The following is a 23,407-nucleotide window of genomic DNA, read 5'->3' as shown; positions in this document are numbered from 1 at the left end:
GGCGTTGATCACAGATTCTTCATAAAAATGAGCGACCGCGTTCCAAACGCTCTTGCATTCGAAGGCGGCAGCGGTAAAAGGCGCCCATCCAGCTACAAAACAGGCGGACCGCAATGAAGGTTTTCGCAGGCAATTCGAACCGGCATCTCGCCGACGCGATCTGCAACTATCTCAACGTCCCACTCGGAAAAGCCAGCGTCAAACGCTTTGCGGACCAGGAAATTTTCGTAGAGATTCAGGAAAACGTGCGTGGCGAGGACGTCTTCGTCATCCAGTCCACCTCGTTTCCGGCCAATGACCACCTGATGGAATTGCTCATCATGATCGACGCCTTCCGTCGATCCTCCGCGCGGCGCATCACGGCGGTCCTGCCCTATTTCGGCTATGCCCGCCAGGATCGCAAGGCTGGACCCCGCACCCCGATCTCGGCAAAGCTCGTGGCCAACCTCATCACCGAGGCCGGCGCCGATCGCGTGCTGACGCTCGACCTGCATGCCGGACAGATCCAGGGCTTTTTCGACATTCCGACCGACAATCTCTTCGCCGTGCCGATCCTCGCGCGCGACGTGAAGGAGCACTACGACCTGAAGAACGTCATGGTCGTGTCGCCGGACGTTGGCGGCGTGGTGCGCGCCCGCTCGCTCGCCAAGCGCCTGGATTGCCAGCTCGCAATCGTCGACAAGCGGCGCGAACGTGCCGGTGAATCCGAGGTGATGAACGTCATCGGCGAGGTTCACGGCAAGGACTGTCTCTTGATCGACGATATCGTCGATTCCGGCGGCACCTTGTGCAACGCGGCCGAGGCGCTTCTCAAGCATGGCGCGACCAGCGTCACCGCCTACATCACCCATGGCGTGCTTTCCGGCGGCGCGGTCGCCCGTATCAGTGCGTCCAAGCTTCGCGAACTGGTGATCTCGGACTCTATCCAGCCCACCACCGCCGTGCAGTCGGCCCCGAATATTCGCGTGGTAACGACCGCCAACCTCCTCGGAGAAGCGATCAACCGCACCGCGCTCGAAGAGTCCGTCTCCAGCCTCTTCGATTAGGATTGTTCTGGAACTAAACTGGAAGTTTTCCGGGACTATCATAACTTCTCGCTTTGCGACGACTCGGCTAGGTTGCCGGGAACATCGATCGCATCGAGAGGGAAATCTGATGCTCACCGGTTTGTTGCAGCCGAAAAGGCTCGCCTTGATACTTCTTCCTCTGCTTTCGGCCTGCACGGTCGACGGCGGTTACGGTCCAGGCCCTGGTCCAGGATTCCCGCCACCCGATAGACCGCGGCCTCGCCCACCGCAGATGTGCACGATGGAATATGCGCCGGTCTGCGGCGAACGCGGCGGACGTCTTCAGACCTTCAGCAATGCCTGCCAGGCACGAGCCAACGGCTTCGACATTATCGGCCGCGGCGAATGCCGCTCCTCGATCCCCGGCCGTCCGGATCGCCCAGGCAGGCCTGATCGCCCCGATTGGCCTGGTGGACCGGGAAGGCCGGATAGACCCGACAGGCCGGACAGACCTGATAGGCCGGAGCGTCCGGGCGGCATCTGCACGCGCGAATATAACCCGGTATGCGCAGAGCGCGGCCGTCAGCAGCAGACCTTCCCGAACGCCTGCGAGGCACGGAACAGCGGCTTCCGCATTGTCGCCCCCGGCGAGTGCCGCAGGTAACCAGCCGCTTCATCAGCGCTTTCATCGACCGCCTTCCCGTTACCCAACGGGGAGGCTTTTTTGTTCACGCTCCGCGTGCCGCCATTTCGCCTACATTAACCGTGCTGCAATCTATTCCTGACAAGGATTCCGAGAAGCTGTCACTTTTCTGGGGGAAATACTGTCATGGCCAAATCCGTGTCCGCGAGCGGACCGAAATCCTTGTCCATCAAGGCCAAGTTCGCCGGCCTCGTCGTCGGCGCAACGCTCGTTTCATGCCTTTCGGTGGGGCTGCTGAGCTACCAGGTCGGCAAGAGCGGCCTGATCGAGGCCAGCAAGCTGCGGCTCGAGGCAATCGCCGGCAATCAGTCGAAGGAGCTGGACAACTATCAGCAGCGGATTGACCAATCGCTTGCCGATCTCGCCCAGAACACCGCGATCGGCCAGGCGGTCGAGACGATGACCAATATCATCCCCTCCGAAATGGCCACCATCAAGGCGGAATACCAGAAGCCCGAGATGAGTTCAGCCGATCGCGTCGCCTTCGATGGCGCGAACCTCAAGCTGCTCTACGCGATTCATCATGCCGGCATCCACGGGATCATTTCCAACGCCTGGAAGAACGCCAAGGTGAGCGAAATCTATATCGTCAACACCGACGGCGTGGTCGTCTACACCGTGACCAAAGGAGCCGAATTCCTGACCAATGTCGCGGACAATCCGCAGCTCAAGGAGATCGCCGCCCGCATCGCCGCCGGCAACGAGACCGAAGTCCAGGTTTCCGACTTTGCGCCCTATGACGTAGATGGCGGCAAGGCTTCCGCGATGATCGGCCGGCAACTCGCCGTCGCCTCCTGGGGCAAGGTCGTCAACAAGGGTGCCGTCGTGGTCCGCGTTTCGGCCGATGCTCTGGCGAGCGCGGTCACGCCGGATGATCTCGGCAAGTCCGTGGACGAGACCATGCTGGTGGACGCGAAGGGGGCGCTGCGAACCGGAGCCTTTGCCTCCGGCGTCGCGCAGACTGTTCCGGCCGAGATCGCAAGTGCCGCGGCAAGCGATGCCGCCGGCTCCACATTTGCGAAATCCGGCGACGAGCGCCTCTTCTTCGCCCATATGCCGGTCACCCTCTTCGGGCAGAAGCATATGTTGGCCGTCGGCCAGGCCGAATCCAAGGTCGTGGCCTCCGCCAACCAGCTCGCTTACTATGCGATCCTCGCCACGCTCGCGGTCCTGGCCGTCATGGGTGCTGCCGGCATTTTCATCGCTGCGCGCCTGACCAAACCGCTCACTCACCTCGCACAACTGATGAACCGCCTGAACGAAGGCGACAAGGCGATCGTCATCGACGCCGTTGCACGCGGCGACGAGGTCGGCACCATGGCCCGCGCGCTCGAATCCTTCCGCCAGGGCGCTCTCGAAAAGGAGCGCATCGAGGAGGAAGCGGCTCGCCGCAGCGACGAACTCGAAGAGGAACGCCAGAGCCGGGAAATGGAGAAGGCCGCAAGTGCCCGCGAAATCGAGGAAGCCGTTTCTGCCCTCGGCACGGCTCTCGCCGCCCTCGCCCGCGGCCATCTCGATCAGCGCATCACCAAGACCTTTGCCCCGGCGCTCGATCACCTGCGCCATGATTTCAACAACTCGGTGGCCGGTCTCGAAAGCACGATCGCGGCGATCGGCGGCAGCGTCAGCACGATCAGCTCCGGTTCCGGCGAACTGCGCAGCGCCTCGGACGATCTATCACGCCGCACCGAAAGGCAGGCAGCGACCCTTGAGGAAGCCGCCGCCGCGCTGAACGAAATGACCGGCGCGGTCAACGGCGCGCTCAACCGCTGCGAAACCGCGGTGGATGTCGCCGCCAAGACGCTGAAGGGCGCACACACCTCCACGGATGTCGTTCGCAGCGCCATTCAGGCCATGGAACGCATCGAAAGTTCCTCGTCGAAGATCCGCCAGATCATCGACGTTATCGATCAGATCGCCTTCCAGACGAACCTTCTGGCGCTCAATGCGGGCGTCGAAGCGGCCCGCGCGGGCGAAGCCGGCAAAGGCTTTGCGGTCGTCGCCCAGGAGGTCCGCGAGCTCGCCCAGAAGTCGGCGGTCGCCGCCCGCGATATCGGCCAGCTCATCAACGCCTCGGCCAGCGACGTCGAAAACGGCGTGACCCTCGTCTTGAAGACCGGCGAAAGCCTGGAGCTCATCCAGGGCAATATCCAGTCCATCAACGAGCATATCGGCGCGATCGTCGCCTCCTCGCGGGAACAGTCCTCCCGCCTGGCCGAGATCAATTCCGCGGTCAGCGGGCTCGATCAGGTCACGCAGCAGAATGCCGCCATGGTGGAGGAAACTTCCGCTTCTGCCCATTCGCTGTCCCGCGAAGCCGAGCTTCTGAGCCAGCAGATCAGTCACTTCTCGGTCAGCGAAACCGCGGAAGCTCCTGCCCAGTCCGGCCGGCGTTACGCCGCCTGACGGGCTTCGGCATCGCGGACAGAAGACACGAAAGAAGCAAGGCGCCGGAGATCATCTCTCCGGCGCCTTGCTTTTTTGAACGTGAGGTTTTTTCTCTAGGCCACCAATGGCTCCGCAGCGCTCTCGGTCTCGATCTTCGTCTCCACCCTGCCGTTGACGATGGCCTCTATACCCTCCCGAGGTCCGGGCCTGCCGAACAGATAACCCTGCACCTGGCCGCATCCCTCGCCTCGCAGGAAGCGCATGTGCTCGTCGGTTTCGACGCCTTCCGCCAGTACCGGAATGTTCAGGCTGCCGGCGAGAATAAGCGTGGAGCGCACGATGGCCGCCGATTGCGGGTTGGTCGCAACGCCCTCGATGAAGGCCCGGTCGATCTTGATCTTGTCGAAAGGAAAGGACAGCAACGTCGAAAGCGAGGAATAGCCGGTTCCGTAGTCATCCATGGCTATCTTCACGCCCAAACCCTTCAGTTGCCCGATGATCTGCAAGGCATGCTGCTGGTCCGTGATGATACCGGTCTCGGTGATTTCCAGCTCCAGCCGCTCGGCGGCAAGGCCCGTTTCCTGGAGGATGTCCAGGACCCGCCGCGGCAGCATCGGATCGGCGAGCTGCTGGGCCGCAATGTTGACGGCGATGCCGAGTGGGTTCCTCCAGGTTGCGGCCTCCTCGCAAGCCTTGCGCAGCACCCATTCGCCAAGCTCCATGATGAAGCCGGTGCGCTCGGCGATCGGGATGAACTCCGATGGGGGTACAAGTCCCCGCACCGGGTGGTTCCAGCGCAGCAGAACCTCGAACCCGATCACCTCGCCGGTGAGCGTATCGTTCTGTCTCTGATAAAAAAGCTGGAACTCCCGCCGCTGCAGGCCGACCCGCATATCCATTGCCAAAGCATTGCGTTCACGCGCCGCCTGATCCATCGAGGAGTCGTAGAAGCAGACCATGTTCGTACCGGAAAGCTTTGAACGGTACATCGCGACATCCGCCTGCGCCACGAGGTCATCCACCGTCCGGGCATCGCCGGGATAGATGGAAACGCCGATACTCGCTCCGACCGAGAGGGTATTGCCGTTCCATTCGATGGGTTTGCAGATTTCCTCGAGCATGCGCGCAGCAAGGGCCGAGGCATCGGCCCGCTTGTAATAGTTACGGGTCAGCGCGATGAACTCGTCGCCGCCGACGCGGGCAGCGAACTCTCCTTCCCCTATGACCGTTCCCAGCCTCGATCCGATAGCGCGCAGCACCGCATCGCCGGCCGCGTGCCCATGCACGTCGTTGATCTCCTTGAAGCGGTCGAGATCGAAGGAGAGGATCGCCACGCGAGCATCGATTTCCGGCCGCTTCGCGATCGCGTCAAGCTCCTCGTTGAAAGCCGCCCGGTTCGGCAATCCCGTCAGCGGATCGTGAAGCGAGAGATGTCTGTAACGCTCCACGGCCGCCTGCGTGTTCCGTTCGTCGAGCAGATAGGTCGCCGCTGCGAGCGTCAGGAGCACGAGCATCACGCCGAGCACTCCGAAGCCCATGATCGCCGGCGAGAACAGCTCAAGCGGCATGACCTCGCCCGGATTGAGGACCGCCGTAACCGCGGCCATGGCGGTGAAATGCGTTGATGCGATCCCCAGGATGAGCGCCACGATGCCGCTGTGCACGCAATAGCGTGAAAACGGACGAGCCGTCCTGTTCGTCACCAGCGCGCCGAACAAGCCGGCAAGGAGGAGCGAGGCGACGACATAGTTCTGATCCCAGATCACCTTGCCCTGTATCTCGTAGGCCGCCATGCCCGTGTAGTGCATGGCGGCGATGCCGAGCCCGAGTATGATGCCGCCCGCTTCGACGAGAAGGCTCCTGCCGGCATAGGCGGCGATCGTCAGGCCGATCGTCGTCGTCGCGATCGCGATCACGAAGGACAGCATCGTCAGCGAAGGCTCGTATCCGGCCGGCTCGCCGGGCAGGTAGCCGAGCATGGCAAGGAAATGCGTGGTCCAGATCGCCGAACCGCCGATGAACCCGCCCATGAAGAGCCATATGGCCTTTTCGAGCCCCTCGGCTCTGCGCGCCCTGGAAAAAAGACGCACACCGAGGATCGAGCCCAGCGCGCAGATCATGACGGCACAGCCGACATATCGGAGATCGTGTTCGAAGGCGATGCAAGAAAGAATACGGTACATGGGCGTTCGGCAAGTAAAACTGATAATAACGCTCACGTTTAGGCTGAAAGAATTTGGGAAGTGTTCTCAAGCATGGTAAACGGCCCCAACGGCCTGCGGATGAAGGCCTTTCCTGCATTGGGGCCGAAGAGCTTGCTATCCCGACGTCATTATATTATAGCGCGCGGGTCCGCGCAGACACCCTTGGAGGCAACGCGGATGGAGCGTATCGGATGATGCCCTCCGGTTCGACGAAGCGATCTGCGCTTTGAAGAACTCTCCAAACAACCTCGAAAGGACATGCCATGAGCCAGGATACTTACGAGCTCAAGGCCGAGGCGCGCGAACGGGTAGGTAAGGGGTCCGCCCGTGAACTTCGCCGCAACGGTTTCATTCCCGCTGTCATCTACGGTGACAAGCAGGCCCCAATCGCTATCGCACTCTCGACCAACGAAGTGACGAAGCGCATTCATGCCGGCGGTTTCATGACCACGATCGCCACCATCGACGTCGACGGCAAGAAGATCCAGGTTCTCCCGAAGGATTACCAGCTGGATCCGGTCCGTGACTTCACGATGCACGTGGATTTTCTGCGTGTCTCCGGCAATACGCAGGTCACCGTCGAAGTACCGGTTCACTTCATCAACGAAGAGAAGTCCGGCATCAAGATCGGCGGCGTTCTGAACATCGTCCGTCATACGGTCGAGTTCAACTGCCCGGCCGATGCCATCCCGGAATTCATCACCGTTGACCTCAGCGGTGCCAAGATCGGTGACAGCATTCACATTTCGGCCGTGAAGCTTCCCGCTGGCGTAAAGCCCGTCATCGCCGATCGCGACTTCACCATCGCCACGATCGTCGCTCCGGCTGGCGGCGTCCAGGAAGATGAAGAAGCACCTGCTTCGGAAGAATAATAAGCAAAGGCAATAACTTGCCTCATGAACCCGCCTCCCGTGAGGCGGGTTTTTTGTTGCCGGTCCCTCACTTTATCCTGCTTTCCACACGCCGTTGTTACCCTTATTCTTCGCAATGCCCGAAGCTTGCATATTGGCTTCAATGAAGTTTAATGAATTGCAGGGAATTATGCGCGCTACTTAAGCATGCATCGCATTCGGCTGGGGGCCGGCGTCATGAAGAGCCATGGAAAAAGGCGATGAGACATTCCGTCGAAAGTCGCTTCATCGCCATCATTTCTGGCGCGCTTCTGGTCGTCGTCGTGCCGCTCTTCACCCTCTTTCTTGCTCTTTCTTCGCAGCAGGTCGCCAGGGGGCTGAGCGAATATGTCGACATGCTGCTGACCACGAATTCCCAGGCGCTCGGCAAGCCGCTCCGGGAGCTCGACCACGATACCCTTCACCAGATCGCGGCGACGCTGGTAGCCGATACGTCCATCCAGGCCGTCCAGATTTCCGATAGCATCGGCAAACTCAGCATTTCCAAGGTCGATGCCGAAAATCCCGCGGATTTTCGCGGCCTCGAATCCTTTTCCCGGCAGATCTACCATCGATCGCCCAGCGGGGCCGTTGGGGTCGGCTCGGTTACGGTCTACGTCCCGAGAATGGGCTGGCTCTCGGCGATCAACCAGATGGAACTGGCGCTGATCTCGATCTTCATCGTCGCCATCCTGACGGTTTTCGGCGCGGCGATCCTCGGCAATCGCCTCATGGTCATCAAACCGCTGATGCGCCTTGCGGCGGCAATCGAGGCGACGCGCCGCCTCGGCTCCCGCCACCATGTCGACTGGCGTTCCAACGATGAGATGGGCGGGCTGGCACGCTCTTTCAACGAGATGCAGAGCCTGCTGGAACGCGAGGAGCGCGAGTTGAAGCGCGCGCACCGGCAGACGACCGAGATCTACAATCTGACACCCGCAATGCTCTTCTCGCTGACCCCGGACGATCTCATCGCCGCCGTCAGCGACTATTGGCTGCTTGCGACCGGCTATCGCCGCGAAGACGTGATCGGCAGGCTCTTCGCCGATCTCATTGCCCCCTCGGACAGGGAGCTCTATTCGCAGCGCAAGACGCGGGTCAAAACGGCGGGCCTGGCAACCGAGGTCACCGTCCGGTTCCTTTGCCGCGACGGCCGCGTGATGGATGTCCTGATCGCCGAGACTGAACTCAACGCCGCGGCAATCGATCAGCAGGGCTCGCTCAGCGTGATGACGGACGTCACCGAGCTGAAGCAATCGGAACTGCGCAACCACAAGCAGGCGATATCGGACCATTTGACGGGGCTGCTAAATCGCCAGGGCTTCGAAGCCATCCTCGATCGCAAGATCGGCGAAGCCGACCACGCCCGGACACCCGTGGCTTGCCTCTTCGTGGATCTCGACCGTTTCAAGTCGATCAACGACAATCTCGGACATGCGGCCGGCGATGCCGTGCTCTGCCAGTTCGTCGAGCGCCTGCTGCCGCTGCTGCGCGAGAGCGATACCGCCTCTCGCCTGGGAGGAGACGAATTCGCGATCATCGTCGGCGGCGACGATGCCGAGCAGCGCGCCTCGGAATTGTGCCGGAAGATCGTCGAGATGTTCGATGCGCCCTTCCCTGTGGCGAATACCGGCGTTCGCCTCAGCGCCAGCATAGGTTTCGCTCTTTATCCGAACCATGCGGCGAATGCGGCCGAATTGCTCCAGAAGTCTGATATGGCCATGTACGCCCGCAAGCGCGACGGCAAGAATGGCGCACAGGTCTATGATCCCGCCATCCTCGATCAGACCCGCGAACGCGCCGAACTCGAACGCGATATGGAAATCGGTATTGCCGCAAACTGGTTCGAGGCGCATTTTCAGCCGATCGTCAGGATCGATTCCGGCGCGATCGCCGGCTTCGAGGCGCTGATGCGCATGCGCCATCCCCGCAAAGGCCTGATTCCGCCGTCGGGCATCATTGACATCGCCGAGGAGAACGGATCGATCAGCCAGATCGGCAATTTCATCCTGGAAGACGCCGTCAGCAATCTCGCCCGCATCTCCCGTCTGCCCGGCATGGCCGACAGCTATGTCGCCGTCAACTTCTCGCCGCTGCAGTTCGAGCCGGGCCTCCCTGCCCGCCTCGCCACCCTGCTTGGTCGCTACAATCTCCAGCCGAACCGTCTCGTGGTGGAAATCACCGAAGCAGTTCTGATGCACGACGATCCCGAAATCCGCACGATACTCGACGAAATCCATGGTTTCGGATGCCTGATCGCGCTTGACGATTTCGGCACCGGCTATTCGTCGCTGAGCTATATGAGCCGCTTCCCGGTCGATATCGTGAAGATAGACCAGTCGTTCATCCGTTCGATCACCGAGCCGGCGGACGATATCGGCCGCAAGAACAAGATGCTGGTGGAAGGCATCAGCGCCATATCCCACAAGATGAACTGCAGGGTCATCGCAGAAGGCGTCGAGACCGAGGCGCAGCGCTTGGCGCTCCGGGGCATGGGCGTCGATTATGCCCAGGGATACCTCTTCTCGAAGCCTCGAGAGATCAACGATCTTCTGGCCAGCCTCGGCGGGACGCATGCGGTGCGCGAGGAGATGGCAAGCTAGCGTGAGACCGGTTTATCCTGAAACCGGTTGACTTTGTCGGCGTTTCGCGTTGGTGAAACAATGACAGCGCAACGACGGAAGACAGTCATGCTCATCATCGCGGGGCTCGGCAATCCCGGCTCCAAATATGCCAGCAACCGCCACAATATCGGCTTCATGGCCGTGGATGCGATCCAGCGCCGCCCTGGTTTCTCGCCCTGGTCGAAGAAATTCAGGGCCGAAGTTTCCGAAGGCGAGCTCGCCGGCGAAAAGGTCCTGCTGATGAAGCCGCAGACTTTCATGAACCTTTCCGGCGAAGCGGTCGGCGAGGCCATGCGCTTCTTCAAGCTGGCGCCCCAGAACATCCTCGCGATCTACGACGAGCTTGATCTGTCGCCCAGCAAGGCGCGCATCAAGACCGGTGGCGGACATGGCGGCCACAATGGCGTGAAATCGCTGGATGCCCATTGCGGCAAGGAGTATCGGCGGCTGCGCCTCGGCATCGGCCATCCCGGCGCCAAGGAGCTCGTGCACAACCATGTGCTCGGAGATTTCGCCAAGGCGGACCACGCATGGCTCGATCCGCTGCTCGATGCCGTCGCGGACAATGCCGAGATGCTGGCGCGCAACGAGGATTCGCAATTCCTGAACAAGCTGGCGCTTGCCGTCGGCGGAAAGCCGGACGAGGAAAAACCGAAGCAGCAAAAACCGCCGGCCAAGGCGACCGGCCAGTCGCACATCCACCAGGCTCGAAGCGGCAAGCCAAATCTCCCGGCAACCGGCCCCATGGCGGATATGCTGAAGAAGATGTTCGGCGGCAAGGGAGACTGAACGGTCTGTCGTGCAGTCCGGCCGCCGCCTCGGCGTGTCCAGTACTCTGCCTGGCCGCTATTCTTCCGGCTCGGTCGTGAACATCAGCGGGAAACCTGCCCCCTTGGCAAGATCGGTCGCCTCCTTGGCCTTGGTCTCTGCAATGTCCTTGGCGCAGACGACCACGACGGATGTCCCCATCCGGTGCGCGGTCAGCATCACCCGATAGCCGGCTTCCTCGCTCATGCGGAAGACCGCCTTCAGCACCATGACGACGAACTCGCGCGGCGTGTAGTCGTCGTTGACGAGAATGACCTTGTAGAGCTTCGGCCGATCGAGCTTCGGCTTGGTCGTGTTTTTCGGCTTGAGGATTGTATCTTGGCTCATGGCGTCCCGCCTCCCGAGACGGGGTTCGACACTGGGCTTCCTGATATATTGCAGCGCAACGGAGGATAATTCAAGCGATGGCCTCCCACCTTCAAGTCTCATCCACGCCAGCAACTCGCAAGTCTTGACCCTTGCGGCGCTTTCCCCCATAGCCTCAGCAACAGTTTTTTTAGATACGGGTTCCTTCACCGATGGGCTTCAAATGCGGTATCGTCGGACTGCCGAATGTCGGCAAGTCCACTCTCTTCAACGCGCTCACCAAGACCGCTGCGGCGCAGGCGGCGAATTATCCGTTCTGCACGATCGAGCCGAATACCGGCGAAGTCGCGGTGCCGGATCCGCGCATGCAGCAACTGGCAACTATCGCCGGTTCAAAGGAAATCATTCCGACGCGCATCTCCTTTGTCGACATCGCCGGTCTCGTGCGCGGCGCATCGAAGGGTGAAGGCCTCGGCAACAAGTTCCTCGCAAACATCCGCGAAGTCGACGCCGTCGTGCACGTGCTGCGCTGCTTCGAAGATGACGACATCACTCATGTCGAAGGCCGCATCAATCCGGTCGGCGACGCCGAGACGATCGAGACCGAGCTGATGCTCGCCGACCTCGAAAGCCTGGAACGGCGCGTCGACCAGACGCGCAAGCGTGCTACCGGCAAGGACAAGGAGTCGCTTGCGCAGCTTCCGGTCATGGAAGCCGTGATCAAGCTGCTGCAGGACGGCAAGCCGGCGCGTCTGCTGCTTCAGACGCTCGGCGCCGACGAGATTGCCATTCTCAAGGGCCTCAACCTCCTGACCTCGCATCCGGTCCTCTATGTGTGCAACGTAGCCGAAGGCGACGCCGTCGACGGCAACGAGCATACCAAGGCGGTCGCCGAAATGGCGAAAGCGCAGGGCGCGGAATGCGTGATCATTTCGGCCGCCATCGAAGCCGAAGTCGCGCAGCTGCCGGAAGACGAGGCCAAGGAATTCCTCGCGGCGCTGGGCTTGGAGGAAGCCGGCCTCGACCGGCTGATCCGCGCGGGCTATCACCTGCTCGACCTGATTACCTATTTCACCGTTGGTCCTAAGGAAACCCGCGCCTGGACGATCGTGCGTGGAACCAAGGCGCCGCAGGCGGCCGGCGTTATCCACACCGATTTCGAACGCGGCTTCATCCGCGCCTTCACCATCGCTTATGACGATTACATCGCTTTCAAGGGTGAAGTCGGCGCCAAGGAAGCGGGCAAAGGGCGCGACGAAGGCAAGGAATATGTGGTGCAGGACGGCGACGTGATCCACTTCCGCTTCAACACCTGAGCCATCGAGGTCGCGCACGAGTGCGCGCAAGCGAGAACTTGAAAGCGTGGCGCATCGCGCCGCGTTGTGGCGGGAGGCCGCAGCATGGAAGCAAGATATTTCTTCGAGGACTTCGTGCCCGGAGGGGTTTTCCCGCTGGCGCCCAAGCAGGTGACTGCGGAAGAGATCATAGAGTTCGCGCAGGAGTTTGATCCGCAGCCCATGCATCTTGACGAGGCGGCGGGCAAGGCCAGCATTCTCGGGGGCCTTTCCGCCTCCGGTTGGCATACCGCAAGCATGTTCATGCGGATGATGTTCGACGGCTGGCTGTCGCAATCCTCTTCCGAAGGCTCACCCGGCGTCGACGCCATGGAATGGAGGAAGCCGGTGCTCGCCGGCGATACGCTTTCCGGCCGATCGACGGTGCTGGAATCCAGGGCGCTTCGCTCCCGGCCAGGCATCGGCATCGTCAAGTTCCTGCATGAAGTGGAAAATCAGCGCGGCGACGTCGTCATGCGCGGGGAGAACCCGATCATGATCCGGATGAGGGCCGCGCCGGAGGCTGCCGAATGAAGCTCATCGAACTCTCGCCGCCCGGCAAGAAGGTCATCACCGGGACACTCACCTTCACGTCCGAGGATATCATCCGCTTCGCCCGCAAGTTCGATCCCCAGCCATTCCACGTCGATGCGGAAGCGGCCAGGAACTATGTCTTCGGCGATCTCTGCGCCTCCGGCTGGCATACCTGCGCGGGTTGGATGAAGGTGTTCATGAGCTATTGGATGACGGAATATGCCCGGCTGAAACAGGAGGGTGTGGAACCGCCGAAGCTCGGCCCCTCCGCAGGGTTCCGCAAGCTGCAATGGCTGAAGCCCGTCTATGTCGGCGACACCATCACCTATTCCACCACGCTCCTCGAAAGCCGCCCGCTCGCCTCACGCCCCGGCACCTGGATCAACACCACCCTCAATGACGGCGTCAATCAGCACGGCGAGGCCGTGATGCGGTACGAAGGCACCGTGCTCGAATTCGAGTGAGGCTCTACCCGGCTCAGTGACCGGAAAACTCCATAAGCGTCCGCACTTCGACGCCGAGCGCCTCAAGCTTCCGGCGTCCGCCGATATCCGGCAGATCGATGACGAAGCAGGCAGACACGATCTCGGCCCCGAGCTGCCTGAGCAGCTTCACCGCGCCTTCCGCCGTTCCTCCCGTCGCGATCAGATCGTCCGTAAGGATGACCTTCTCGCCCGGCTTTACCGCGTCCTTGTGCATCTCCATCTCGTCCACGCCGTATTCCAGGCTGTAGGCGATGCGCACCGTCTCATGCGGCAGCTTGCCCTTCTTGCGGATCGGCACGAAGCCGGCGGAAAGCTGGTGCGCCAGCGCACCGCCTAAAATGAAGCCCCGCGCCTCGATGCCCGCGATCTTATGGACGCCAAGCCCCGTATAAGGCCGCACGAGCTCATCGACAGCCTGGCGGAAAGCAACCGCATCGCCGAGCAGCGTGGTGATGTCGCGGAAGATGATGCCGGGTTTCGGATAGTCCTGAATGGAACGGACGGTGGAAGCGAGATCGATCGTGGACATGATTTCCCGGGCTGGTCAGAGAATGATGACAGGAACTTCTACCAAGGCGGAACCCTTCCTCCCAATAAAAAAGGCGGCACCGGGCCGCCTTTTTTATTGTTCGGGCATTTCGCCTCAGTGTTCCTTGCTGGCGTAGACCGACTTCTTCGTGAGGTAGAGAAGGCCGGTGAAGATCACCAGGAACACCATGACCATGAAGCCGGTGCGCTTGCGGTCTTCGAGATGCGGCTCTGCAGCCCACATAAGGAAGGCAGAAACGTCCTTGGCATACTGATCCACCGTCTGCGGCGCGCCGTCGTCGTAGGTCACCTGATCGTTGCTGATCGGCGGAGCCATGGCGAGCGATGCTGCTGCTACGAAATACGGGTTGTAATGCGTGCCCGTCGGAACCTCGACGCCGGCCGGCGCATCCTGATAACCGGTGAGCAGCGAGTAGATGTAGTCCGGGCCGCCTTCCTGATACTGGGTGAAGATATCGAAGATGAACTGCGGGAAGCCGCGGGTGACGCCGCGCGCCTTGGCAAGCAGCGACATGTCCGGCGGAGCCGCGCCGTTATTGGATGCGGCGGCGGCCTGCGTGTTCGGATAGGGCGACGGAAAGTAATCCGACGGAACGGCGGCACGGTTGAACATCTCGCCGTCGTCGTTCGGGCCGTCCTGCACCTCGTAGTTCGCCGCAAAGGCCTTCACCTGCGCTTCGGAATAGCCGAGGCCCTCCAGCGTGCGGAACGAGACGAGCCGCATGGAGTGACAGGCCGAACAGACTTCCGTGTAGACCTTCAGGCCGCGCTGGAGCTGTCCCTTGTCATAGTGGCCGAAGGGACCGGCAAAGCTCCAGTCCACATGCTTCGGATGCTGCATCGGATAGTGCGGCGTGCCGCCTTCCGCATGGGCCTCTCCGCCGGCGGCCGCACCGTGATCGTCCTGCGCTACCGCGGAAGCGACGCCGATGCCTGCCACGAAGGCCAGCGACAGGATGCTTGCAACAAGCTTTTTCATAGTCTTATTCCCTCTCGGTCGCAGGCGATCAGGCGCTGGCTTCGCCAGGCTTGAGCTTTTCCATGTCGGACTTGTTCTTCTTTTCGAGAACCGCTTCCGTGATCGAGTTCGGAATGCGCCGCGGCGTTTCGAACAGGCCGAGCAGCGGCATGATCACCAGGAAGAAGCCGAAATAGTAGAGCGTGCCGAGCTGCGACAGGATGACGTAGATGCCTTCCGCCGGCATGGCGCCGAGCCATCCGAGCATGATCGCGTTGGCCACGAACAGCCAGAAGAACAGCTTGTACCACGGACGGTAGACCGCCGAACGGACCTTCGAGGTATCGAGCCAGGGCAGGAAGAACAGGATGATGATCGAGCCGAACATCACGAGCACGCCGCCCAGCTTGGAGTCGATCGGGCCGATGTTGAAGGTGATCGCGCGCAGCATGGCGTAGAACGGCAGGTAGTACCATTCGGGAACGATGTGCGCCGGGGTCTTCAGCGGGTCGGCCGGGATATAGTTGTCCGGATGGCCGAGATAGTTCGGCATGTAGAAGACGAACCAGGCATAGGCGATCAGGAAGACCGATACGCCGAGCGCGTCCTTGAGCGTCGCATAGGGGGTGAAGGCGACGGTATCCGTCTTGGTCTTCACTTCCACACCGGTCGGGTTCGTCTGGCCGGTCACGTGCAGCGCCCAGATGTGCAGGATAACAACACCCGCGATCATGAACGGCAGCAGGTAGTGCAGCGAGAAGAAGCGGTTCAGCGTCGGCTGGTCGACGGCGAAGCCGCCGAGCAGGAACTGCTGGATCCACTCGCCGACGAGCGGGAAAGCCGAAAAGAAGCCGGTGATGACGGTCGCGCCCCAGAAGGACATCTGACCCCAGGGAAGCACGTAGCCCATGAAGCCGGTCGCCATCATCAGGAGGTAGATGACCACGCCGAGAATCCAGAGGATTTCGCGCGGCGCCTTGTAGGAGCCGTAATAGAGGCCGCGGGCGATGTGCAGATAGACCGCGATGAAGAAGAAGGACGCACCGTTGGCATGCATGTAGCGCAGGAGCCAGCCGTGGTTGACGTCGCGCATGATCTTCTCGACCGAGTCGAAGGCGACGCCGGTGGAAGCCGCGTAATGCATGGCCAGCACGACGCCGGTCAGGATCTGAACGATCAGCATCACCGCCAGCATGGCGCCGAACGTGTAGGCGTAATTCAGATTGCGGGGAACGGGATAGGCGACGAAGCTGTCATAGATCATCCGTGGCAGAGGAAGCCGTGAATCGATCCATTTCTCGATGCCGGTCGATGGCTGGTATGTGGAATGGCCGCTCATTATGTGCCCCTTACCCGATCCTGATCACTGTATCGCTTGCGAATGAGAACGTCGGAATGGCGAGGTTCTGCGGCGCCGGACCTTTGCGAATTCGGCCCGCCGTATCGTAGTGCGAGCCATGGCAGGGACAGAACCACCCATTGAAATCGCCGGCCTGGCCGAGCGGCACGCAGCCGAGATGGGTGCACGAACCGATCATGACGATCCAGTTCTCCTTGCCCTCGCCCGCCGAGCGGTCGATATCCGTTGCCTGCGCATCCGCCGGCAGGTTGGCGTTGCGGGCGACCGGATCCTTGAGGTCGCCGAGCGCAACGGCATTGGCCTCTTCGAGCTCCTGCGGGGTGCGGTTGCGGATGAAGACCGGCTTGCCGCGCCATTTCACGGTCAGCGACATGCCCGGCTCGAGCGCCGAAACATCCACCTCGATCGAGGCAAGGGCGAGCGTCGAGGCGTCCGGCCGCATCTGGTCGATAAACGGCCAGGCCACAGCGGCGGCGCCGACGGCACCGGCCATGCCGGTGGTCAGATAAAGGAAATCACGGCGAGTGGGCTCGCCCGCTGTTCCGCTATGGGTCTCGTGTTCGCTCACGGCTCAACCATCCTTCTCACGCAAATTCTCGCGAAAAATCCCATTTCCCCCAATACCGGACAATCTCTAACAGGCACAATTGGTGCATAGATTCCCCGGCAATTTGGCGCGTTCTATGCTTGATCGCAAAATATGTCCAGTCTTGGCAAGTGCCGATCCGCCAGAATGTCGCCATAATGTCACGCCCGTCCCCAACCCTTTTACGGGCCGCTGGGCCGGGGGCTCCGGCCATCAAAAGACGGTTAGATTTTGCTAATCAATTCAGCGTTCTACAGGCTGAACTTCAATTTCCGCCGAGGGCATCGTTAACCGCCTTTCGGGCTCTCGCATTGCAACATTCGAACTCCCATGTTACCCGAACCGGCGCATCCAAGGCGGCCGCTCGGGCGAATCCAGATGAGAGAGACACTATCGGTTGCCATCTGCGTCATCGTGTCGCTCATCCTTTTTGCGATTGCCACGCGCTACGTCACCGAAATCTGGGTTTTCGCGGCGTTTCATAACCTGCAGCTGCATCTCTCGATTGCCTGTGCCGCCGCCCTCCTCTTCGCGCTTCTACTGAAACGCAGCCTTGCCGCTATGGTCCTTCTTTGCCTCTCACTGCTGCTCGGCGGCCATGCGGTCGTCATGAGCCGACAGTTCGCGGCCGTCCCCAGCGAAGCGGAGAAGCAAGCGCCCGGCTTTCGGCTGCTGTCCTTCAATATTCTTCGGGAGAATTATGCCAATGGCGAGGCGATCACCCAGCTCATCCTGAACTCCGGGGCCGAGATCGTAAACGTCATGGAGGCCCAGCCGCTTCGCGGCCATCTCGCGGAACTTTCGAAGGTCTATCCGTATCGGCTCGGCTGCGGCGCGGAAACGGATGGTTGCGACCTGATGATACTCTCCAGGCAACCCTTGCGCTCACCGGTGATCCGCAGCCTCAGCGATCTGTTCGCGGAACGCTTCATGATGGCGGAAGTCACGCTTGCCGGCAGGAATGTCCATGTCGGCGCCATTCACACCACCAAGCCCTATTTCGACGAATTCCACACGATGGAGCTTGTGCGGGCAGCGCTTGCCATCACCGATACGGAAGGTCCGCTTGTGCTCTCCGGAGACTTCAATGCCGCGAGCATCGCCCCGGACATGCGCATGTTTCTGCGCTGGACGGGATTGACGACGGCGGAATACGAACCCGCGACCTGGCCGGTGCGGCTCGGCTTGCTTGGGCTTCCGATCGATCACGTCTATGTCCGCTCGCCCTTGAAGATCAGATCGCTCACGCGACTGCCGGACCCTCTGGGATCGAACCATTTCGGCCTGGTCGCCGAGATCGCCATCATTGGCAACTGATTATTGCGCGGCATCGGCGGCCAGAAAGCCGCCCGATTGACGTGCCCAGAGTTCCGAATAGAGCCCACCACCGGCAATCAACTGTGAGTGCGTCCCCTCCTCGATGATCCGGCCCTTGTCCATGACGATCAGGCGGTCGAGCGCCGCGATCGTGGAAAGCCGATGAGCGATCGCCAGAACGGTCTTGCCCTGCATCAGCCGTTCGAGGTTCGACTGGATTGCGGCCTCCACTTCCGAATCCAGGGCAGAGGTCGCCTCATCCAGGACCAGGATCGGCGCATCCTTGAGCATTACGCGGGCGATCGCGATACGCTGGCGCTGACCGCCCGATAGTTTCACGCCTCGCTCGCCCACATGGGCGTTGAAACCCTTGCGGCCTCGCTGGTCTTCGAGCGTGGCGATGAACCGGTCGGCCTCCGCCCGCCGCGCCGAGGCCAGAAGCTGTTCGTCGGTCGCGTCCGGACGTCCGAAGAGAACATTGTCGCGGATCGAGCGATGCAGCAGCGACGTGTCCTGCGTGACCATGCCGATCTGCGCCCGCAGCGATTCTTGGGTTACCCTGGCTATGTCCTGCCCGTCGATCAGTATCCGGCCGCCTTCCAGATCGTAGAAGCGCAGGAGCAGGTTCACCAGCGTCGACTTGCCCGCGCCAGACCTTCCGACGATGCCGATCCTTTCGCCCGCCTGGACGGTGAGCGAGAGCGCGTTGATCACCCCCTTCTCGCCGCCGTAACGGAAGCTCACGTTCTCGAAGCGGATTTCCGGCTTGCGGACCACGAGCTCGGTTGCATCCGGCGCATCCACCAGCCCGATCGGCTGGGAGATCAACTCGGCGGAGTTCTGGATCGTGCCGATATTGCGCATGATGCCGTTCAATTGCGTCATCAGCCTTCCAAGCAGGAAATTGAGCCTCAGCATCAGCGCAAGCGTGAAGGCGACCGCGCCCGAGCTGATCCTTCCGCCGAGCCATAGATGCACGCTGAGCGCCGCCATCGTCACGATCATGACGCCCGAGAGAAAAGCCATCGATGCCCGGACGCCGGTGAGCAGGCGGGTAAAGCCCAGAATGGTGGCCTGGAACCTCTCGAATCCCTGGCGCATATAGCTGTCGTTCGCCTCGTCCCGGCCGAACAGGCGCAGCGTCTGGATGTTCGAATAGGCATCCACCATGCGGCCGCTGATCATCGACCCTGCCTCGGCCGATTGCTTGGAATGCTCGCGAATGCGGGGAACATAATATCGGGCAAGAACCGCGAAGATGGCGAGCCAGGCGAGCACCACCGCTGCCAGCCGCCAGTCGAGCTGCGCCACCAGCGCCACCGTGGAGACGGAATAGATCGCAACGAACCAGATGCTTTCCATGAAAGCCGTCAGCACGTCGCCCGTCGCCTGGCCGGCCGACCAGACCTTGGTGACGATGCGGCCGGAAAAATCGTTCTGGAAGAAGCTCAGCGACTGGCGCGAGACATGGATATAGGATTGCCAGCGCACCAGATTGTAAAAGCCGGGCGTGATGATCTGCTGGTCGACCAGTGCCGTGAAGAGGCCGATCAGGAAGCGCCCTACCCCGACGACAAGCGCCATGGTAACGAGTTCGGCGCCATGATCGGCAAGAAGGCCGGACCAGCCCGCCGAAGGTTGCGCGGTCTCCAGGATATCGACCAGCCTGCCGACATACCAGAACATCGCCGCCTCGACCCCGGCGGCAAGTCCGCCAAGCACCAGCATGGCGATGAAGGGAAACTTCGCCTGCCGCACATAGAACCAGACGAAGCCGAGCAGTCCTTCCGGCGGCTTCAGGTCGTCCCGCCTTGCGAAAGGTTTGATCCAGTTTTCGAAAGTGCGGAACAAGAAATTGGCCATGCCGCCCGATATAGGCGGATTCCCGCGGGCGGCAAAGGAAAAGCCATCGAAGCCAGGCTTACATTTCTTAAATGCCGGCTGTCGGAACGCTTTCGGCTGGCCGTTGGCGGGTCTTTTGAAATCTGGTATAAGCCAATCGTTCTTAATCAATACGATTAACGGGAAACGCTCCAATGAATAACCGCGTTCTCACGGCACATGTACCGCATGATCTCGCCGAGAAGGTCGATGAAATGGCGAGCCGATTGGAGCGGTCCCGAGGCTGGATCGTCAAACAGGCTTTGACGAATTGGATCGCGCTCGAAGAGGAGCGTCAGCAGCTGACGTTGGATGCCATGGCCGATGTCGATGCCGGCAATGTCGTCGATCACGACGAAGTGGAGAAATGGATCGCTAGCCTCGACGGCGACAAACCTCTGCCTCGCCCACTCTAATGCGCATCCAATGGACCGCGAAGGCGGTTTCCGATCTCGACCGCCTTCATGAGTTTCTGGCGGCGGTCAATCCGCCCGCGGCCGCGCGGGTGTTGAATGCACTGGTATCCGCTCCGAAAAGACTGATCGGGCATCCGCGGCTCGGCGAAAAGCTGGAGGAGTTCTCTCCCCGCGAGGTCAGGCGTCTTCTGATTGCGGATTACGAGCTTCGATATGAGATCCAGCAGGACATAATCTTCCTGCTGCGTATCTGGCATACCCGGGAAAATCGTAATCAATAAGAAATCCGCTCAACGAACGGGAGGCGCTCCCCGCGAACGGGGAGCACCCTTTTTCATTCCGCCGCAACCTCTTCGGCTTCGTGGTCGGCGAGGAAGCCGCCGGACTGGCGGGTCCACAGGTCGGCATAGATGCCGCCGGAAGCCACCAGTTCCTGATGGGTGCCGGTCTCGATCATACGGCCCTTGTCGAGCACGATCAGCCGGTCCATCTCGGTCAGCGTCGAGAGGCGGTGGGCGATCGCGATCACCGTCTTGCCCTGCATGAGGGCAAAGAGGTTTTCCTGGATCGCCGCCTCGACTTCGCTGTCGAGCGCCGAGGTCGCCTCGTCCAGCACCAGGATCGGCGCGTCCTTGAGGAAGACACGGGCGATCGCGATACGCTGGCGCTGGCCGCCGGAGAGCTTCACGCCGCGCTCGCCGACATGCGCGTCGAGACCCTTTCGGCCCTGCATGTCGGAAAGCCCTTCGACGAAATCCCAGGCATTGGCGCGCTTGGCCGCCTGGATGATCTCCTCATCGGTCGCGTCCGGCCGGCCATAGGCGATGTTGTCGCGGATGGACCGGTGCAGGAGCGAGGTGTCCTGCGTGACGACGCCGATCAGCGACCGTAGGCTATCCTGCGAGACCGTCGAGATATCCTGCCCGTCGATGGTGATGCGACCGCCTTCGAGGTCGTAGAACCTCAGGAGCAGGTTCATCAGGGTCGTCTTGCCGGCGCCCGAACGTCCGACCAGGCCCACCTTCTCACCAGCCTCGATGTCCAGGTTGAGGCCCTCGATGATGCCTTTCGACTTGCCGTAGTGGAAGCGGACATTCTCGTAGCGGATATGCCCCTTCTTTGCGGCGAGCGCGGTCGCAGCCGGCTTGTCCACCACGTCATGCGGCTTGGTCATCATTTCCATGCCGTCATAGACCGTGCCGATATTCTCGAACAGCGCCGAGACTTCCCACATGATCCACTGCGACATGCCGTTGATGCGCATGGCAAGACCGATGGCGATGGCGATCGCGCCGATCGAGATCGCGCTTTCCAGCCAGAACCAGATGGACATGGTGGCGACGACGAAGAGCACCACGCAGTTGATGAGGTAGACCAGAACCTGGAAATTGGTCACCTTGCGCATCTGCCGGTGCACGGTTTCCAGGAAAGCGTTCATCGCATCCTGGGCGTAAGCCTCTTCACGGCCGGCATGGGAGAACAGCTTCACCGTGGCGATGTTGGTATAGCTGTCGACCACGCGGCCGGTCATCATCGAGCGCGCATCCGCCTGATCGGCCGAGATCTTCTTCAGCCGCGGCACGTAATAGGTGACGATCGCCGCATAGAGGATCATCCAGACGACCAGCGGAATGACCAGCCGCCAATCCGCAGCCGCAACGACCGCGATCATCGAGATGAAATAGACCGCGACGTAGACGAAGACGTCGAGCACCTTCATCACCGTCTCGCGGATCGCGAGCGAAGTCTGCATCACCTTCGTCGAAACCCGGCCGGCGAACTCGTTGGCGAAGAAGGTCATCGAGTGCCGGAGCAGGAAGCGGTGCATCTGCCAGCGGGCGATCATCGGGAAATTGCCCATCAGGATCTGGTGCATGATGAGCGCATTAAGCCCTGCGACGACCGGCAGGCCGATCAGCACGACAAACGCCATCAACGCCAGCCGCGGCCATTCCGTTTGAAGGAATGTCTCGCGATCGGCATGGGATAGCCAGTCGACGATATCGCCGAGGAACTGGAAAAGCGCCACTTCCCCCACGGCAATCAGCGTCGTGAGGATGGACATCAGCACCAGCCAGGGCGCCGCCGGCTTCGTATAATGCCAGCAGAAGGCCATGAGCCCTTTGGGCGGCAAGGTCGGCGCATCGACCGGATAAGGGTTCAAACGCCGTTCAAACCAGGAGAACATTGACTGCTCCATCAATCGAATCGCCGTTGCTGGACCGCAAAACACGGCCGCGGGACGAACGGCGGAAATCAGAATATCGAGGCCGTACAACGGCCACGTAACGAATTAGGGAAGAGAAGGTTTGCGGGAAACCGCGAACGACCTACGCCAAAACCAGGATCGCAACGATCTGGGGACGGAGGCGCGAGAGCACGGTCATATCCATGTGGGCCTCCTTGAGTTGGCGTTGAGAACGATGCGCTTTTACCCGTTCGACCGTCAAATGGGAAGAGCAAATCGGCAATTATAGGTGACAAAGTCTTGTCTGTTGCGTGGACGTCACAGCTAGACCGTGTAGCGGAATTCTCTTGAGCAGCGGCCGTGATTTCCATTATGCGGCTTTCATGACCCAGTTGCGCATCGCTCTCTACCAGCCCGATATTCCCGGCAATACCGGCACGATCCTGCGGCTTGCCGCCTGCCTCGGCCTTGGCGTCGACGTGATCGAACCCGCCGGATTCGATCTTTCCGATCGCAACCTGAAGCGGGCCGGCATGGATTATCTCGCAAACGTTACCCTGACGCGGCATGTGAACTGGCAGGCCTTCGAGGATTGGCGGGCGGCAAGCGGCCGCCGTCTCGTGCTTGCCTCCACCAAGGCGGCCTTGCCCTATACCCAGCTCACCTATCGCCCCGACGACATTCTGCTTTTCGGCCGGGAAAGCGCCGGCGTCCCCGACCATGTGCACGAGAAGGCGGAGGAGCGGGTCCTCATCCCCATGGTCGCGGGTCAGCGTTCCATCAACGTCGCGATGTCGGCGGCGATGATTGCCGGAGAAGCGCTCCGGCAAACGGGTTTCGGCTGAGGCA

Annotated in this window: 21 protein-coding genes; 13 read left to right on the top strand and 8 right to left on the bottom strand. The window is 61.2% G+C overall.

The features are described 5' to 3' along the window. The first annotated feature begins 113 nt into the window (after window positions 1-113). The 3 genes from ACE04I_RS23600 to ACE04I_RS23590 all read left to right on the top strand — a co-directional run bounded on the left by ACE04I_RS23600 (window position 114) and on the right by ACE04I_RS23590 (window position 4,116). Entirely contained in the window at window positions 114-1,046 is a 933-nt protein-coding gene (locus ACE04I_RS23600) for a ribose-phosphate pyrophosphokinase (protein ID WP_046795478.1), read from the top strand. A gap of 262 nt (window positions 1,047-1,308) precedes the next feature. Beyond that, a complete protein-coding gene (locus ACE04I_RS23595; RefSeq protein ID WP_052760444.1) occupies window positions 1,309-1,671 on the top strand; it encodes a Kazal-type serine protease inhibitor family protein in 363 nt (120 codons plus the stop codon). A 165-nt stretch (window positions 1,672-1,836) separates the two neighbouring features. Then, window positions 1,837-4,116 (top strand): methyl-accepting chemotaxis protein, encoded by a 2,280-nt coding sequence (locus ACE04I_RS23590; protein WP_046795480.1) that lies wholly within the window; start codon window positions 1,837-1,839, stop codon window positions 4,114-4,116. A gap of 95 nt (window positions 4,117-4,211) precedes the next feature. Here the strand turns inward: ACE04I_RS23590 and ACE04I_RS23585 are convergent, their stop codons facing one another. Beyond that, a complete protein-coding gene (locus ACE04I_RS23585) occupies window positions 4,212-6,281 on the bottom strand; it encodes a putative bifunctional diguanylate cyclase/phosphodiesterase (protein WP_046795481.1) in 2,070 nt (689 codons plus the stop codon). A gap of 284 nt (window positions 6,282-6,565) precedes the next feature. Between ACE04I_RS23585 and ACE04I_RS23580 the strand changes: the two genes are divergently transcribed. The 3 genes from ACE04I_RS23580 (at window position 6,566) to pth (ending at window position 10,605) form a co-directional block, all read left to right on the top strand. Next, window positions 6,566-7,174, top strand: coding sequence for a 50S ribosomal protein L25/general stress protein Ctc (locus ACE04I_RS23580; RefSeq protein ID WP_046795482.1), 609 nt, complete (start codon window positions 6,566-6,568; stop codon window positions 7,172-7,174). A 239-nt stretch (window positions 7,175-7,413) separates the two neighbouring features. After that, a complete protein-coding gene (locus ACE04I_RS23575; protein WP_487207649.1) occupies window positions 7,414-9,795 on the top strand; it encodes a putative bifunctional diguanylate cyclase/phosphodiesterase in 2,382 nt (793 codons plus the stop codon). Between the two features lie 87 nt (window positions 9,796-9,882). Continuing rightward, window positions 9,883-10,605 carry an aminoacyl-tRNA hydrolase gene (pth, locus tag ACE04I_RS23570; protein WP_046795484.1) on the top strand — a complete coding sequence of 241 codons (723 nt, stop codon included), beginning with the start codon at window positions 9,883-9,885 and terminating at the stop codon, window positions 10,603-10,605. Window positions 10,606-10,662: 57 nt separating this feature from the next. Here the strand turns inward: pth and clpS are convergent, their stop codons facing one another. Then, entirely contained in the window at window positions 10,663-10,971 is a 309-nt protein-coding gene (clpS, locus tag ACE04I_RS23565) for an ATP-dependent Clp protease adapter ClpS (protein ID WP_046795485.1), read from the bottom strand. A 191-nt stretch (window positions 10,972-11,162) separates the two neighbouring features. Here clpS and ychF point away from each other — a divergent pair, with 191 nt between their 5' ends. The 3 genes from ychF (at window position 11,163) to ACE04I_RS23550 (ending at window position 13,282) form a co-directional block, all read left to right on the top strand. Further along, entirely contained in the window at window positions 11,163-12,266 is a 1,104-nt protein-coding gene (gene ychF / locus ACE04I_RS23560; RefSeq protein WP_046795486.1) for a redox-regulated ATPase YchF, read from the top strand. An 84-nt stretch (window positions 12,267-12,350) separates the two neighbouring features. Then, window positions 12,351-12,818, top strand: coding sequence for a MaoC family dehydratase (locus tag ACE04I_RS23555; protein ID WP_046795487.1), 468 nt, complete (start codon window positions 12,351-12,353; stop codon window positions 12,816-12,818). Further along, a complete protein-coding gene (locus tag ACE04I_RS23550; protein WP_046795488.1) occupies window positions 12,815-13,282 on the top strand; it encodes a MaoC family dehydratase in 468 nt (155 codons plus the stop codon). Before ACE04I_RS23555 ends, ACE04I_RS23550 begins: the two co-directional genes overlap by 4 nt. A 13-nt stretch (window positions 13,283-13,295) precedes the next feature. Here ACE04I_RS23550 and ACE04I_RS23545 read toward each other — a convergent pair whose 3' ends face one another. The 4 genes from ACE04I_RS23545 to petA form a co-directional block, all read right to left on the bottom strand. Further along, a complete protein-coding gene (locus ACE04I_RS23545) occupies window positions 13,296-13,832 on the bottom strand; it encodes an adenine phosphoribosyltransferase (RefSeq protein WP_046795489.1) in 537 nt (178 codons plus the stop codon). A 114-nt stretch (window positions 13,833-13,946) separates the two neighbouring features. Continuing rightward, entirely contained in the window at window positions 13,947-14,831 is an 885-nt protein-coding gene (locus ACE04I_RS23540; protein WP_046795490.1) for a cytochrome c1, read from the bottom strand. Window positions 14,832-14,859: 28 nt separating this feature from the next. Further along, the gene (locus ACE04I_RS23535; RefSeq protein WP_137326584.1) at window positions 14,860-16,152 is read right to left on the bottom strand and encodes a cytochrome b; all 1,293 of its coding nucleotides are present in this window, start codon (window positions 16,150-16,152) and stop codon (window positions 14,860-14,862) included. A gap of 7 nt (window positions 16,153-16,159) precedes the next feature. Next, window positions 16,160-16,738 (bottom strand): ubiquinol-cytochrome c reductase iron-sulfur subunit, encoded by a 579-nt coding sequence (gene petA / locus ACE04I_RS23530; protein ID WP_046795492.1) that lies wholly within the window; start codon window positions 16,736-16,738, stop codon window positions 16,160-16,162. A 396-nt stretch (window positions 16,739-17,134) separates the two neighbouring features. Here petA and ACE04I_RS23525 point away from each other — a divergent pair, with 396 nt between their 5' ends. After that, window positions 17,135-18,073, top strand: coding sequence for an endonuclease/exonuclease/phosphatase family protein (locus ACE04I_RS23525; protein ID WP_487207648.1), 939 nt, complete (start codon window positions 17,135-17,137; stop codon window positions 18,071-18,073). Here the strand turns inward: ACE04I_RS23525 and ACE04I_RS23520 are convergent, their stop codons facing one another. After that, a complete protein-coding gene (locus ACE04I_RS23520) occupies window positions 18,074-19,936 on the bottom strand; it encodes an ABC transporter ATP-binding protein (protein WP_046795494.1) in 1,863 nt (620 codons plus the stop codon). Window positions 19,937-20,109: 173 nt separating this feature from the next. Here ACE04I_RS23520 and ACE04I_RS23515 point away from each other — a divergent pair, with 173 nt between their 5' ends. After that, entirely contained in the window at window positions 20,110-20,370 is a 261-nt protein-coding gene (locus ACE04I_RS23515; protein WP_046795495.1) for a CopG family ribbon-helix-helix protein, read from the top strand. Then, window positions 20,370-20,651 (top strand): type II toxin-antitoxin system RelE/ParE family toxin, encoded by a 282-nt coding sequence (locus ACE04I_RS23510; RefSeq protein ID WP_046795496.1) that lies wholly within the window; start codon window positions 20,370-20,372, stop codon window positions 20,649-20,651. Before ACE04I_RS23515 ends, ACE04I_RS23510 begins: the two co-directional genes overlap by 1 nt. A gap of 53 nt (window positions 20,652-20,704) precedes the next feature. Here the strand turns inward: ACE04I_RS23510 and ACE04I_RS23505 are convergent, their stop codons facing one another. Continuing rightward, window positions 20,705-22,558 (bottom strand): ABC transporter ATP-binding protein, encoded by a 1,854-nt coding sequence (locus ACE04I_RS23505; RefSeq protein ID WP_046795497.1) that lies wholly within the window; start codon window positions 22,556-22,558, stop codon window positions 20,705-20,707. Between the two features lie 383 nt (window positions 22,559-22,941). On the opposite strand from ACE04I_RS23505, the gene ACE04I_RS23500 reads away from it, so the two are divergent. Beyond that, window positions 22,942-23,403: a tRNA (cytidine(34)-2'-O)-methyltransferase gene (locus tag ACE04I_RS23500; RefSeq protein ID WP_046795595.1), complete on the top strand. Its 462-nt coding sequence runs from the start codon at window positions 22,942-22,944 to the stop codon at window positions 23,401-23,403. Window positions 23,404-23,407 lie beyond the last annotated feature (4 nt).

The organism is Rhizobium moroccans, assembly GCF_057559155.1.
This window is presented reverse-complemented; position numbering and strand designations above follow the sequence as displayed.